Source organism: Vogesella sp., from assembly GCF_046297735.1.
Lineage (GTDB): Bacteria > Pseudomonadota > Gammaproteobacteria > Burkholderiales > Chromobacteriaceae > Vogesella > Vogesella urethralis.
Window position 1 is genome coordinate 68,506 of the sequence record NZ_JBKBHK010000002.1, and the last position, 14,714, is coordinate 83,219.

The following is a 14,714-nucleotide window of genomic DNA, read 5'->3' on the forward strand; positions in this document are numbered from 1 at the left end:
GTGGCGCAGCTTATTCGTCGTCGTTGTCGTTGCGCAGCCGTTTTTGCCTCAGGCTGCGTTTGGCTTTTTCCAGTTGCGTGGCCAGGCCAGGGCCGCGTTTGAGCGCCACGCCCACGGTGAGGATGTCGATCAGTACCAGGTGCAGGATGCGGCTGAGCATCGGGCTGTAGGTTTCGTTGTCTTCCGGTGAGTCCACTTCCAGCGTCACGGTGGCGCGTTCGGCCAGCGGCGTGCCCGGCACGGTGATGGCAATCACCTTGGCGCCGCTTTCCAGCGCGGCGTTGACGGCGTCCATCAGCTCGCGCGAGCGGCCGGAGCTGGAAATGGCTACCAGCACGTCGTCCGGCGTCAGCAGCGTGGCGGCCATGATCTGGATGTGGCTGTCGGCATAGGCCACGGTGGGGATGCCGAAGCGGAAGAACTTGTGCTGGGCGTCGGCGGCGATGATGCCGGAGTTGCCCAGGCCGTAAAACTCGATGCGGCGGGCGTGCGACAGCAGGTTGACGGCGGCGTCTACCGCTTGCGGGTTGACGTCGTTACGGCACTTCAGCAGCGCGGTGACGGTGTTGTCGAACACCTTGGCGGTGATCTCCGACACCGGGTCTTCCGGGCGCACGCTGGAGTGCACGTAGGGTACGCCGCCCACCAGGGTGCCGGCCAGCTTCAGCTTGAAGTCGGACAGGCCGGAAAAGCCCATGCTGCGGCAGAAGCGGATCACCGTCGGCTGGCTGACGCCGGCGCTGGCGGCGATGTCGGACACCGCCGATTGCATCACGGTATACGGTTGCGCCAGTACCTGCTCGGCCACCCGGCGCTCGGCGCCGGACAGCTTGTCCAGCTCGCTGCGGATTTTCTCAAGCATCGTGCTCTCCCAGATGGCTGCGCAGCGCGGCGCGCACGCCAACCAGCGCAGGGTAGGGGCTGTGGATCACGTACACCGGCATGGCGCCGGTGTAGCCGGCAAAGCGGCCGGTGGCTTCGAAGCGGGCGCGGAAGGCAGAGCGGGCAAAGAAGTCGCCCAGGCGCGGTACCACGCCGCCGCCGATGTACACGCCACCGACAGCGCCCAGCGTCAGCGCCAGGTTGGCCGCCGCGGTGCCCAGCATGGCGCAGAACAGTTCCAGCACGCGCACGCAGCGCGCATCACGGCCGGACAGGCCGCGTTCGCTGATCTGCGCTGCCGACAGCTGGCCGGCGGCTTCGCCTGCCTGCACGCTCAGTGCGTCGTGAATCAGTTCCAGGCCGGGGCCGGACAGCAAACGCTCGGCGGAGACATGCTCGCCAAAGCGGGTTTGCGCATAGCGCAGCAGCGCGGCTTCGTCGTCGTCCAGCGGCGAAAACGCCACGTGGCCGCCTTCGCCGGCGATGGCCACCCAGTCGCCGCCTGCCGGCAGCAGGCCGGACACGCCCAGGCCGGTGCCGGCGCCGATCAGCGCCTTGGCGCCCGGCTTGGCGTCGCCACCGCCCACTTGTACCAGCTCCTCGGCCGGCAGGTGTGGCAGCGACAGCGCCAGCGCGGTGAAGTCGTTCAGCACCAGCAGGGTGTGGAAGCCCAGCGCCTGGCGCGTTTCCTCGATCGAGAACGACCAGTGGTGGTTGGTCATCTGCACGCGGTCGCCGTTAACCGGGTTGGCAATGCCGATGGCGGCGTGGTGCACGGCGCGGGTGTGCGCGTTTTCCAGATAGCTGCGCATGGCGTCGGCCAGCGTGGCGTAGTCCTTGCACGGCAGCACGTCGATGTCTTCGATGACGCCCGGCGCGGTTTCCAGGGCAAAACGGGCGTTGGTGCCGCCGATGTCGGCCAGCAGGCGCGGGAAGGGATTAGGCTGCCCAGTAGACATGAAGCGGTTTCTCCGAAGGCTGCAGCAGGTAGCTGATGGGGTAGGTGGCGTCCACGGCTTGCGCGGCGGTGTCGAGCACGGCGCGTTTGCCGGCGCCGGCAATGGCCAGATATAGCTTGCCGCTGCGTTGCAGTTCGGCCAGCGTCATGCTGATGCGGCGGTGCGGTGCCGCTGGCGGCACGATGCCGATCAGCGCCTGCGGGTTGGCCGCGTCCAGGCCGGCGGCCAGGTTATCGGCAGCCGGAAACAGCGACGCGGTGTGGCCGTCGTCGCCCATGCCCAGTACCACTACGTCCGGCGTTTGCCACAGCGTTTGCGCGGTGGCCAGCTCTTGCTCGGGGTTGGCCGCGGTGTTGACCAGCGGCAGGAAGGCGGCCGCGGCGGCTTGGCCTTGCAGCAGGTACTGGCGCACCAGGCCGGCGTTGCTATCGGCGTGCTCGGGCGGCACCACGCGCTCGTCTACCAGCGTGATGGTGACGCGTTGCCAGTCCAGCGCCGTTTGTGCCAGCGCCTGGAAGAACGGCACCGGCGAGCGGCCGCCGGACACGGCCAGCGTGGCGCGGCCACGGTTGTCGATGGCGGTGGCCAGGTCGGCGGCTACCGCTTGGGCCAGGGCCGCGCTCGCGTCGGCGGCCTGGGGGAATGCGTTCAGAAGCATCTCTGTATCGTCCATGCAGGGGTCGTCTTGCGGCGACCTGATCGGCCCGGTGGGCCGGGCTCGACAGTGTTGTCGGCCACCGCCCTGCGCAAAGGTGGGGCAGGGTGATGGCCGCGTTGCTACCCGGTGCTGCCGGGTGCCAGGTTGGCCGCAGCGCGGGGGCGGGCCAGCCTTATACCTTGATTAACACTCTTCGTGCCAGCTGATGCCGTCACGGCTGAGCAGTGCGCTGGAGGCGGCGGGGCCCCAGGTACCGGCGGTGTACTGCTTGGGCGGGGTGGTGCTGCGCGCCCAGTTGTCCATGATCGGCTCGACCCAGCGCCAGGCTTCCACCAGCTCGTCGCGACGCATGAACAGCGCCAGCTTGCCACGGATCACGTCCAGCAGCAGGCGCTCGTAAGCGTCGGCACGGCGGGCTTTGAACGATTCGTGGAAGTCCAGGTTCAGGTGTACCGGCTGCAGGCGCTGGGTGTCGCCCGGCTCCTTGGACAGGAAGTACAAGCGGATGCTTTCTTCCGGTTGCAGGCGGATCACCATGCGGTTGGCGATGTTCTGGCCGGTGGGGTTGGCGTACAGGTGGTGCGGCACGTCGCGGAAATTGATGACGATTTCGGCCAGACGTTCCTGCATGCGTTTGCCGGTGCGCAGGAAGAACGGCACGCCGGACCAGCGCCAGTTGTCGATCTCGGCCTTGATGGCGACGAAGGTTTCGGTCTGGCTGCCGGCCGGAATGCCCTGCTCCTGCAGGTAGCCGATCACCGGCTGGCCAGCCACGGCGCCGGCCTTGTACTGGCCGCGCACGGTCTTGTTGGCCACGTCCTGCTCGCCGAACGGGCGCAGCGCTTTCAGCACTTTCAGCTTTTCGTCGCGTACCGCGTCGGCGCCCAGGTTGGCCGGCGGCTCCATCGCCACGATACAGAGCAGCTGCAGCAGGTGGTTTTGCACCATGTCGCGCAGCGCGCCGGTGCTGTCGTAAAAGTCGCCACGGGTGCCGACGCCCAGGTCTTCCGAGATGGTGATCTGCACGTCGTGAATCCACTCGCGGCGCCACAGCGGCTCGAATAGCGCGTTGGCAAAGCGGATGGCCAGCAGGTTCTGTACCGACTCCTTACCCAGGTAGTGGTCGATACGGTACAGCTGCTCTTCCTTGAAGTGGCGGGCGACGGCTTCGTTGATCTCGTTGGACGATTCCAGGTCGTGGCCCAGCGGTTTTTCCAGCACCACGCGCACCTTGTCGTGGTTCAGGCCGACGGCGGCGAGGTTGTCGCAGATGCCTTCAAACAGGTCGGGTGCGGTGGCCAGGTAGCAGACGGTAACGCGGTCGCCGCCGGCTTTTACCGCCTCGGCCAGCGCCGGGTAGTGTTCCGGGGTGGCAGCGTCTACTTTCAGGTATTCGATGCGCGCCAGGAAACTGTTCCAGTGTTCGGTGGAGAAGTGCTCCTTCACGTGTACGCGCGCGCTCTTTTCTACCATGGCCAGGTAGTCTTCCCGGCTCATGTCACGGCGGCCCAGCGCCAGGATACGGCCTTCTTCGTGCAGCAGGCCGGCGGCGTGGGCCTGGTAAAGCGACGGCAGCAGCTTGCGCATCACCAAGTCGCCGGTGCCCCCGAACAGCACCATATCGAAGGCCGGGGTGTGCAGGTTTGCGTTCTCCATCCTGATTGTTCTCGCACAAGGTTGTGATGTAGTTATATTACCAAACAAGCCCCGCTTGTCTATGTCGATTATTCAGGCCATACCGTTGCCTGGTGGCGTGTTGTGAGCGGCCAACAAGTCAGCATTGCATTGATATATCAGGTTTTTGTGGCAAATTTTTCCATTGGCGTCAGCTTTTTGTGGTGTAGCGCCTTGCAAACAGACTGTAGTAAAACTACCATTCAAGCACCTTCATCAGGGTCGATACCAATGAGTCTGCATCCCGTACTGCACGCTGTTACCCAGCGCATCATCGAACGCAGCCGCGATACTCGCGCGGCCTACCTGGCGACGGCCCGCGCTGCGATGCGCCAGGGCAAGGTCGAGCGTTCCCAGCTGTCCTGTACCAACCTGGCCCACGCGTTCGCCGCCATGCCGGACGGGATCAAGATCCACCTGAAAGAGGCGGCCCGCCCCAACCTGGCCATCGTGTCCGCTTACAACGACATGCTGTCGGCGCACCAGCCGCTGGAAACCTTCCCCGCCATCATCAAGGCCGAAGCGCTGAAGGCTGGGGCCACCGCCCAGTTTGCCGGCGGCGTGCCGGCGATGTGCGACGGCGTGACCCAGGGTTTCGAGGGCATGGAGCTCAGTTTGTTCTCGCGCGACGTGATTGCCATGAGCACCGCCATCGCGCTGAGCCACCAGATGTTCGACGCCGCGCTGTACCTGGGCGTGTGCGACAAGATCGTGCCCGGCCTGCTGATCGGCGCGCTGGCCTTCGGCCACCTGCCGGCGGTGTTTGTACCGGCCGGCCCGATGACCACCGGCATTGCCAACGACGAAAAAGCCAAGGTGCGCCAGCTGTACGCCGAAGGCAAGGTTGGCCGCGACGCGCTGCTGGAGTCCGAAATGGCCTCCTATCACGGCCCGGGCACCTGCACCTTCTACGGCACCGCCAACAGTAACCAGATGCTGATGGAAGTGATGGGCCTGCACCTGCCGGGCGCTGCCTTCGTCAACCCGAATACTCCGCTGCGCGACGCGCTGACGCGCCGCGCCGCCCGTGTGGCCGCCGAGATCTCGGCCCAGGGCAGCCGCTTTACCCCGATTTGCGAGGTGATCGACGAGAAAGCCATCGTCAACGGCATCGTCGGCCTGCTGGCTACCGGCGGCTCCACCAACCACACCCTGCACATCAATGCCATCGCCCGCGCGGCCGGCATCAACGTGAACTGGGACGATTTCGACGAGCTGTCCGCCGTGGTGCCGCTGATCGTGCGCGCCTACCCGAACGGCAAGGCCGACGTGAACCACTTCCATGCCGCTGGCGGCATGGGCTTTGTGATTCGCGAACTGCTGGACGCCGGCCTGCTGCACGACGACGTCACCACCATCATGGGCCGAGGCCTGCGCGCCCACAGCCAGGAAGCCTGGCTGCAGGACGGCGAGGCGGCGTTCCGCGACGCGCCGGCGGTCTCTGGCGACGACGGCGTGCTGCGCCCGGCGGCCAACCCGTTCTCCGCCGACGGCGGCCTGAAGGTGCTGACCGGCAATATCGGCCGCGCCGTGATCAAGGTGTCGGCGGTGAAAGCCGAGCACCGCGTGGTGGAAGCACCGGCGGTGGTGTTCCACGACCAGAACGAACTGCTGGCGGCGTTCAAGCGCGGCGAGCTGGAAAAAGACTTTGTGGCGGTGATCCGCTTCCAGGGCCCGCGCGCCAACGGCATGCCGGAGCTGCACAAGCTGACGCCGCCGCTGGGCGTGCTGCAGGAGCGCGGCTTCAAGGTGGCATTGGTCACCGACGGCCGCATGTCCGGTGCGTCCGGCAAGGTACCGGCCGCCATCCACGTGTCGCCGGAAGCGCTGCTGGGCGGTGATATCGGCAAAGTACGCAATGGCGACCTGGTACGCCTGGACGCCAACACTGGCGAGCTGAGCATTCTGGTGGACGCGGCCGAATGGGCGGCGCGCGAGCACGTACAGATTGACCTCAGCGCCAACCAGCACGGCGTCGGCCGCGAACTGTTCGCCGGCTTCCGCCAACTGGCCACCGCTGCCGAAGACGGCGCGATGAGCTTTGCCCACCCGCTGTGGGCGGCCCGCTAAGCGCCAGAGCCCGCTGCCGTGTGGCGGTGGGCTATAAAAACTGCATCGATCATTGACCGGGTTGGCCGCGGCCAACCCCTGCAAAGGACACACAATGGACGCACTGTCTCTGCTTCGCCAAGGCCCGGTAGTACCGGTTATCGTGGTTAACGACGCCGCCGTGGCGGTAGACCTGGCGCATGCGCTGGTTGCCGGCGGCATCCGCACGCTGGAAATCACGCTGCGTACCAAGGCTGCGCTGGCCGCCATGCGTCGCATCCGTGACGAGGTGCCGGACGCGCTGGTAGGTGCTGGTACCGTGCGTACCCGTGCCCATCTGGAGGCGGCGCTGGACGCCGGCGCCCAGTTCGGCATCAGCCCGGGCCTGACCGCCGAGCTGGCCGCTGCCGCCCGCGCCTCGGGCGTACCGTTCATCCCCGGTATCGCCACCCCGTCCGAAGCCATGCACGCGCAGGACGAGGGCTTCAATATCTTGAAACTGTTCCCGGCCGAAGCCGTCGGCGGCGTGAAGCTGCTGAAATCGCTGGCCGGCCCGCTGCCGGAGCTGCGTTTCTGCCCCACTGGCGGCATCGACGTGAACAGCGCCCCCAACTACCTGGCCCTGCCCAATGTGCTGGCGGTGGGCGGCAGCTGGCTGACCCCGGACGACGCCATCGCTGCGCAGGACTGGGACCGCATCACCGCACTGGCCCGCGCGGCCAGCGCGCTGGCGGTACGCTAAGGCCCCAGGGCCGTGCCATCCGGTTGCCGGTGCCCTCGCGGGCCTGTGGCGGCAACGGGACGGAAGCACGCGGCCGCAAGGTGAGGCGTACCCCGTGATCGCTGCCGGTCGTTGCGACGCGACTGGCGGGCTGTAGTTTGTTGCTTTCTTGTAGCGCTCTGCCGATTCTCCCCGGCAGAGCGTTTTTTTTATTGCCATCGCATGTCTTAGGGATTGTCTTGCTGTGCTATCGGGGCTGTCACCGGTACCGCGGCCCGATAGCCTTATGGTGGCTGCTGTTCACCTCGGCTCTTCCCGAGGGTTTTATTGCCGGGCTGTTTATAAGACAAGGCTACCCTGGCCGGCATCTGCCTCGGCGATCTCAATAACCAAGTGCAGGAAGGCGGCGGTGTGAGACTGTAGCTTGCGAGGACGTCGTCGCTGCTTTGCCTGACGCCTGGCGACTGCCGCATCGTAAGCTACGGTTGCGGTGGTATGGCGACGGACCTTGCGACTGATCGAACTGGGTGCACACCGCAGCAGCACAGCAATCTGGGGCATGGTGCGCCCTTGAGCAGTCATCTACATGATGCAGGCGCGTTCTTCTGCGCAATGTTGGTGGTAGTGGTATGCCATGGCGACACCTTATCAGAGTGTTGCACTTGGTTACTGAGACCGCCGGGTGTTGCACATGCTTCATGAGACCGCCCTTCCCATCGGTCTGGCCAAGAAGACTCGAATCGAATGTGTCGGTTTTGCCGAGCAATTAGTTTTTATTCATAGAATATAGGGGTTCAGAATTATGTATTCTTATAGCGGTGCGATAAAGATACATACTAGTTAGGCCTGATAAGCAGGCCTTTTTATAGATGTCTTGAGTGGGGTATTTTTACACGCTTACATTGCAGCGATGAATGATGTTTGGATTGAGAGTAATGATCAAATCCAGCGCTGCAGTGCTGATGTGCACATACAATGGTGCAAAATTTTTACAGCAGCAATTGGAATCTCTGGCGTCGCAAAGCTACGGCGACTGGGCGCTTTGGGTTTCTGATGATGGCTCTTTCGATAATACGTCTGAAATAATAAGAAAATTTTCAACGCATGTCAGACAGCCGGTGACATGGCTGGATGGCCCTTGCCAAGGGTTTTGCCGAAACTTTCTTTCCTTGCTAAGTCAGCCGCAAATTGTAGCCGACTATTATTTTTTCTCGGATCAGGATGATGTATGGCACCCGGACAAGATGCGTCGTGCCATCGAGTGGTTGCAGCTGCAGCCAGCAGACCAGCCTGCCCTGTACTGCTCCAAAACCCGCCTGATTGACGAGGCAGGCCAGCCATTAGGGTACTCACCATTATTTTCGCGCACGCCAGCCTTCGCCAATGCCATGGTGCAGAGCTTGGCCGGTGGTAATACGATGGCGATGAACGATGCCATGCGCAGGGTGCTGGTAGTGCTGAGCGAGGGAGCCGCGCTGCGCTCTCATGATTGGTGGGCATATATTGTGGCAACGGCGGTTGGTGCTGCTTGCTATTATGATTCGGAGGCCTTTGTTGATTACCGGCAACACGAAAATAACCAGGTAGGTTCCAATAAAGGAATGAGGGCATTTTTTTCAAGGTTGCAGCTGCTGTTTTTGGGAGAGTTTTCTGATTGGAATAAAAATCATATCGAGCAATTGGAGCGTTATGCTCATTTGTTGACCCCGAGTGCGCGCCGGCAGTTGTTACTTTTCAAGAAAATAAAAACAGCACGTTTCGCTTCCCGGTTATTTTTTTACCTGCGCAGCCCATTTTACCGGCAGACAATAGTGGGTAATGCCGGTTTGCTACTTGCCGTATTACTGAGGCGGTTATAGTAAATCGGGCCGGAGAATGGTTTTATTCTCATGGTGTTGCTACTGTGGTGAGGGTCTGCTCGTAATGAGCTGGCTATTTGCTGTGGTTTTCGGATCATGCATGGCCAGCTTTGGTAGCGTTGTAAGTTGTGCGCAGGAGGATGGCTTGCCTACTGGCAAGTGAAAACAGGTGATAACAACTGTGGGCACAAAAGGCATGTCCGGTTTTGCCTGGGATGGGTATTTCAATGCTGGCTGGATTGTCGGCTTGTCTCGCCTCATGCATGATGCAGTGGAGATTCCTGACGACACATGGTGCATGCTGGCAAAGCATTGATTGCCTGCTGCCAGCCTGATTTCTGGACTAAATACTGATTTTAGGGCTATATAGAATGACAATTTTAGTAACCGGAGGTGCCGGCTTTATTGGTGGCAACTTCGTGCTGGACTGGTTGGCCGCACACGATGAAACCGTGGTCAATCTGGACAAGCTGACCTACGCAGGCAACCTGCAAACGCTGGCCAGCCTGCAGCAGAACCCGCACCACGTGTTCGTACACGGCGACATCGGCGACCGTGAGCAGGTAGCCGGCTTGCTGGCGCAGTACCAGCCGCGCGCGGTGCTGAACTTTGCCGCCGAAAGCCATGTGGACCGCTCCATTCACGGCCCGGGCGACTTCATCCACACCAACGTGCTGGGCACCTTCAATTTGCTGGAGGCCGTGCGCGGCTACTGGGACGCGCTGCCGGCAGAGGCCAAGGCTGCGTTCCGCTTCCTGCATGTGTCTACCGACGAAGTGTACGGCACGCTGTCGCCGCAAGACCCGCCGTTTGCCGAAGACAACCGTTACGAGCCCAACAGCCCGTACTCGGCCAGCAAAGCCGCCAGCGACCATCTGGTGCGCGCCTGGCACCATACCTACGGCCTGCCGGTGCTCACCACCAATTGCAGCAACAACTACGGCCCTTACCACTTCCCCGAGAAGCTGATTCCGCTGGTCATCCTCAATGCGCTGGCCGGCAAGCCGCTACCGATTTACGGCGACGGCCAGCAGGTGCGCGACTGGCTGTACGTGAAGGACCACTGCAGCGCCATCCGCCGCGTGCTGGACGCCGGAAAGCTGGGCGCGACCTATAACGTCGGCGGCTGGAACGAAAAAGCCAACCTCGACGTGGTGCACACTATCTGCACGCTGCTGGACGAGCTGCGACCGCGCGCCGACGGCCAGTCTTACGCCAGCCAGATCACCTTCGTGCAAGACCGCCCCGGTCACGACCGCCGCTACGCCATCGACGCGCGCAAACTGGAACGCGAGCTGGGCTGGAAGCCGGCCGAAACCTTCGATAGCGGCATCCGCAAAACGGTGCAGTGGTACCTCGACAATCAGGACTGGGTGGCCGGCGTTACCAGCGGCAGCTGCCGTGACTGGCTGCAGCAGCAGTACGGTGCTTGAGCATGCCGACGCGCATTCTGATTACCGGTAGCAGTGGCCAGGTCGGTTTCGAGCTGAAACGGGCGCTGGCGCTGCACGGCGAGCTGATCTGTCCGCTGCGAGCCGAGTTCGACCTGTCGCAGCCGGCCAGTCTCGTCGCCGCGCTCGACGCGTGGCAGCCCGACATTATCGTCAACCCGGCGGCGTACACCGCCGTCGACAAGGCCGAAGACGAGCCGGCGCTGGCGCAGGCCATCAATGCCGACGCGGTGGCGGTGATGGCGCAGTGGGCAGTGGCGCACGACGCGCTGCTGCTGCATTACTCCACCGATTACGTGTTTGACGGTAACAAGCCAGGTGCCTGGCGCGAAGACGATGCGGCCAACCCGCAGTCGGTGTACGGCAGCAGCAAATGGCAGGGCGAACAGGCCATCCGCGCCAGCGGCTGCCGTCATTTCATCCTGCGTACCTCGTGGGTGGCCGGCGTCTACGGTCAGAACTTCCTGAAAACCATGTTGCGGCTGGCAGCCAGCCGCGACAGCCTGGCGGTGGTGGCCGACCAGTTCGGCGCGCCGACGCCGGCCAGCCTGCTGGCCGACGTGGTGGCCAACCTGGTACAGCGTACCCGCTCCACGGCAGACCAGCCCTACGGCACCTACCACGTGGCGGCACAAGGGCGCACCAACTGGCACGAATACGCCAGTTACGTGATCGACTTGGCGCGCGAAGCCGGCTGGCCGCTACAGTTGGCCGCCGCGCCGCAGGCTATCCCCAGTAGCGCTTACTCGCAGAAAGCCAGCCGCCCGGCCAACTCGCAGCTGGATTGCAGCAAGCTGATGCAGACTTTCGACCTGCAATTGCCACACTGGCAGCAGGCGGTGAAACAGATTTTCGATACGCTGGACAACCTCAAATGAGCACAAAAGCACGCAAGGGCATCATCCTGGCCGGCGGCTCCGGCACCCGGCTGTACCCGGCCACGCTGGCGGTGAGCAAGCAGTTGCTGCCGATCTACGACAAGCCGATGATTTACTACCCGCTCAGCACGCTGATGCTGGCCGGCATCCGCGACATCCTGATCATCTCCACGCCGCAGGACACGCCGCGCTTCCAGCAGTTGCTGGGTGACGGCAGCCAGTGGGGCATCCACCTCGAATACACGGTGCAGCCCAGCCCGGACGGCCTGGCGCAGGCCTTTATCCTGGGCGCGGCCTTCCTCGACGGCGCACCGTCGGCCTTGGTGCTGGGCGATAACATCTTCTATGGCAATGATTTCCAGAAGCTGCTGAAACGTGCCACTAGCAAAACGGATGGCGCAACGGTGTTTGCCTACCATGTCAATGATCCGGAGCGGTATGGTGTGGTGGATTTTGATGCCGATGGTCAGGCCGTTAGCATCGAGGAAAAGCCGGTACAGCCGAAGTCCAATTACGCCGTCACCGGCCTGTACTTCTACGATGAGCAGGTGGTGGACATTGCCAAGGCAATCAAGCCGTCAAAGCGTGGCGAGCTGGAGATTACCGACGTCAACGCCACCTATCTGGCGCAAGGCACGCTTAATGTGCAGACCATGGGCCGCGGTTACGCCTGGCTGGATACCGGTACCCACGAGTCGATGCTGGAAGCCAGCCAGTTCATCGCTACCGTGGAAAAGCGCCAGGGGCTGAAAGTGGCTTGTCCGGAAGAAATTGCCTTCAACGCCGGCTGGATCAGCGCCGAGCAGCTGGCCAGGCTGGCGGCGCCGCTGAAGAAAAATGCCTACGGGCAGTACTTGTCGGCCTTGCTGTCCTGAGCTGCAAGGCCCGTTGGCCGCCTGCAAAGAGTAGGGGTACCTGCTGCATGAACATCATCGATACCGCCATCCCCGACGTCAAAATCATCGAGCCCAAAGTGTTTGGTGACGAGCGCGGCTATTTTTACGAAAGTTTCAGCCAGCGTCTGTTTGACGAGGCGGTTGGCCGCCATGTGGTCTTCGTACAGGACAACCACAGCCGTTCGGTGCGCGGCGTGCTGCGCGGCCTGCATTATCAGCTGCCGCCGTTTGCCCAGGGCAAGCTGGTGCGCTGTACCGTTGGTGAGGTATTTGACGTAGCGGTGGATATCCGCCGTAGCTCGCCTACCTTCGGGCAGTGGGTCGGCGTCAATCTGTCTGCCGACAACAAGCGCCAGCTGTGGATTCCGGAAGGTTTCGCCCACGGCTTTATCACCCTCAGCGAGCACGCCGAGTTTCTTTACAAAACAACAAATTACTATGCGCCATCTCACGATGCTGGGATTCTGTGGCATGACTCATCGCTAGCCATTGCATGGCCGCTAGCTGTTAATGTGTGCTTGTCTCCAAAAGATGCTGCGTTACCCTTGTGGCAAGACGCTGAGGTTTTTGCATGAGGTTGCTGAGCAGAATTGTGGCGCAAATACCGCACGGAGATTTGTTCTGGCGCTTATTGCAGCGCGAAATCGGCCTGAAGTACAAGGGCTCATCATTTGGTTTGATATGGGCCATTTTGCATCCAGTATTTATGTTGGTGGTTTACACCTTTTTTTTTGGGCTGATCTTCCGTTCTAGCTGGACTGGGGTGACAAACAGTACTGGAAGCTTTGCATTGATTCTGTTTTCCGGTCTGATGGTTTTCAACTTTTTTTCCGAGTGCCTCACCCGCTCTTGTAACCTGATTGTCAATCACGGTAACTATGTAAAGAAGGTGATCTTTCCAGTTGCCATTCTGCCGGTTGTATCAGTATTCTCAGCCTTATTCAGTTTGTTGCTGAGCCTACTGGTCTGGATAGTATTTCACATATTATTGCAAGGTTGGCCGCCGATTTCAGCACTGTTATTTCCATTGGTGCTGTTGCCGGTGCTGCTTGCCACGTTGGGAATTTCCTGGTTGCTAGCCGCAATTGGTGTGTATTTTCGCGATGCCAGCCAAATGGTGAATATGCTGGCTATGGCGTTGTGTTTCTTATCTCCTGTGTTTTATCCCTTGTCCATGCTTCCGGCAGAATTCCGTCTCTTGGCGTACTTGAATCCGCTTGGCTTGGCCATAGAGATGTGTCGTAACACGCTCTATTTCGGCCAAGCACCGTATTGGCCTGCTTACGGTTTACTACTGCTAGTGTCTTTTCTACTCGCTTGTGCGGGTTATGCAGCCTTTCGCAAACTGCAGCGAGGTTTTGCAGATGTACTCTGAGTCTGTCATTGATGTATGCGAGGTTAGCAAGTGCTACCAAGTATTTGCAAAGCCTAGCCACCGCTTTTATCAGTCATTATTCCGCCATCGCAAGTGGTATAAAGAATTCTGGGCTAACCGCGATGTCAGTTTTTCCGTGGCGCGTGGTGAGGCTGTTGCAATCATCGGTAAGAACGGTTCCGGTAAGTCTACTTTGCTTCAGCTTATTTGCGGCACGTTGCAGCCAAGTACTGGTAGTATTCGTGTGCAAGGTAAGATTGCAGCACTGCTAGAATTGGGTGCGGGTTTTAATCCGGAGTATACAGGTCGAGAAAATATCTATTTGTCGGCAGCCATCTACGGCCTGTCACAGCAAGAAACAAAGGCGCGCTTTGATAATATCGTAGCATTTGCAGACATCGGTGATTTTATTGAACAGCCGGTTAAAACTTATTCTAGTGGCATGTTTGTGCGTTTGGCCTTTTCGGTAATTGCCCACGTTGATGCGGATGTGCTTGTAATTGATGAGGCTTTAGCAGTCGGTGATGTTTTTTTTACTCAGAAGTGCATGCGTTTTATCCGTGACTTCATTAAGAAAGGCACTCTACTGTTTGTATCCCATGACACTAATAGTGTTATGAGTTTGTGTGACAAGGCAGTATGGCTGGAAGGAGGCAGGGTAAGGCTGTATGGGTCGGCTCGCCAGGTTTGTGAGCACTACCAGCAGGCACTGCACCAGGCCAGTCATGTTCAGGCGACATCCGCTCCCTCTGTGCGAAGCCGGGTTGTCGTGCCAGAGTACTTCCACGATATGCGCCGTGACTTCATGTTGCACCATCCCCAGCGTAACGAGCTTGCTTTTGAGTTGTTCAAGCCGGAAGCAGAACGCTTCGGTACTCAGGGCGCCAGCATTATCGATGTCCACATCGAAAGTACTGATGGCCGTGCGTTGTCCTGGATCATCGGAGGAGAGGTCGCCAGGTTGGTGGTACAGGGGACGGTGCAGACAGATATTGCCCGTCTTATTGTTGGCTACGTAGTGAAAGACAAGCGTGGTCAGAACCTGTTCGGCGAGAACACCGTGTTGTTTTCGCAAATGGGGCACATCGTGAGCAAGAGCGCCGGGGAGTCCTTCCTTGCGGTATTTGAATTCCTGATGCCGGTGATGCCTGGTGGGGATTATGTGATCTCGGTGGCGGTTGCTGATGGTACTCAGGAGCAACATACCGTGCATTGCTGGATCAACGACGCGCTGGTGTTCCGCTCACACTCGACCTGTGTCAGTACCGGCCTTCTGGGCGTGCCCCATTTTAAAATGATAATGGAATGATCT

Annotated in this window: 13 protein-coding genes; 9 read left to right on the forward strand and 4 right to left on the reverse strand. The window is 60.8% G+C overall.

The annotated features are described in order from the left end of the window. Positions 1–10 precede the first annotated feature (10 nt). The 4 genes from hexR to zwf form a co-directional block, all read right to left on the reverse strand. Positions 11–862 (reverse strand): transcriptional regulator HexR, encoded by an 852-nt coding sequence (gene hexR, locus ACK4FZ_RS02920; protein WP_144370906.1) that lies wholly within the window; start codon positions 860–862, stop codon positions 11–13. Next, the gene (locus ACK4FZ_RS02925) at positions 855–1,841 is read right to left on the reverse strand and encodes a glucokinase (RefSeq protein WP_409818222.1); all 987 of its coding nucleotides are present in this window, start codon (positions 1,839–1,841) and stop codon (positions 855–857) included. The genes hexR and ACK4FZ_RS02925 overlap by 8 nt, the downstream gene beginning before the upstream one ends. Beyond that, complete coding sequence (gene pgl, locus ACK4FZ_RS02930; RefSeq protein WP_409818223.1) at positions 1,822–2,499, reverse strand: 6-phosphogluconolactonase; 678 nt, start codon at positions 2,497–2,499, stop codon at positions 1,822–1,824. The genes ACK4FZ_RS02925 and pgl overlap by 20 nt, the downstream gene beginning before the upstream one ends. Positions 2,500–2,682: 183 nt before the next feature. Then, on the reverse strand, positions 2,683–4,155 hold the full coding sequence (gene zwf, locus ACK4FZ_RS02935; protein ID WP_409818224.1) for a glucose-6-phosphate dehydrogenase: 1,473 nt from the start codon (positions 4,153–4,155) through the stop codon (positions 2,683–2,685). Positions 4,156–4,404: 249 nt separating this feature from the next. Between zwf and edd the strand changes: the two genes are divergently transcribed. The 9 genes from edd (at position 4,405) to ACK4FZ_RS02980 (ending at position 14,711) form a co-directional block, all read left to right on the forward strand. Next, positions 4,405–6,243: a phosphogluconate dehydratase gene (gene edd, locus ACK4FZ_RS02940; protein WP_409818225.1), complete on the forward strand. Its 1,839-nt coding sequence runs from the start codon at positions 4,405–4,407 to the stop codon at positions 6,241–6,243. A 94-nt stretch (positions 6,244–6,337) separates the two neighbouring features. Continuing rightward, complete coding sequence (eda, locus tag ACK4FZ_RS02945) at positions 6,338–6,964, forward strand: bifunctional 4-hydroxy-2-oxoglutarate aldolase/2-dehydro-3-deoxy-phosphogluconate aldolase (RefSeq protein WP_144370911.1); 627 nt, start codon at positions 6,338–6,340, stop codon at positions 6,962–6,964. A 914-nt stretch (positions 6,965–7,878) separates the two neighbouring features. Continuing rightward, positions 7,879–8,802: a glycosyltransferase family 2 protein gene (locus ACK4FZ_RS02950; protein WP_409818226.1), complete on the forward strand. Its 924-nt coding sequence runs from the start codon at positions 7,879–7,881 to the stop codon at positions 8,800–8,802. 371 nt (positions 8,803–9,173) lie between these two features. Further along, complete coding sequence (rfbB, locus tag ACK4FZ_RS02955) at positions 9,174–10,235, forward strand: dTDP-glucose 4,6-dehydratase (RefSeq protein ID WP_409818227.1); 1,062 nt, start codon at positions 9,174–9,176, stop codon at positions 10,233–10,235. Between the two features lie 2 nt (positions 10,236–10,237). Beyond that, entirely contained in the window at positions 10,238–11,131 is an 894-nt protein-coding gene (gene rfbD / locus ACK4FZ_RS02960; RefSeq protein WP_409818228.1) for a dTDP-4-dehydrorhamnose reductase, read from the forward strand. Next, a complete protein-coding gene (rfbA, locus tag ACK4FZ_RS02965; protein ID WP_409818229.1) occupies positions 11,128–12,006 on the forward strand; it encodes a glucose-1-phosphate thymidylyltransferase RfbA in 879 nt (292 codons plus the stop codon). The genes rfbD and rfbA overlap by 4 nt, the downstream gene beginning before the upstream one ends. Before the next feature lie 47 nt (positions 12,007–12,053). After that, positions 12,054–12,602: a dTDP-4-dehydrorhamnose 3,5-epimerase gene (gene rfbC, locus ACK4FZ_RS02970; protein ID WP_409818230.1), complete on the forward strand. Its 549-nt coding sequence runs from the start codon at positions 12,054–12,056 to the stop codon at positions 12,600–12,602. After that, positions 12,599–13,402, forward strand: coding sequence for an ABC transporter permease (locus ACK4FZ_RS02975; protein WP_409818231.1), 804 nt, complete (start codon positions 12,599–12,601; stop codon positions 13,400–13,402). The genes rfbC and ACK4FZ_RS02975 overlap by 4 nt, the downstream gene beginning before the upstream one ends. Beyond that, the gene (locus tag ACK4FZ_RS02980) at positions 13,392–14,711 is read left to right on the forward strand and encodes an ABC transporter ATP-binding protein (protein WP_409818232.1); all 1,320 of its coding nucleotides are present in this window, start codon (positions 13,392–13,394) and stop codon (positions 14,709–14,711) included. The genes ACK4FZ_RS02975 and ACK4FZ_RS02980 overlap by 11 nt, the downstream gene beginning before the upstream one ends. Positions 14,712–14,714 lie beyond the last annotated feature (3 nt).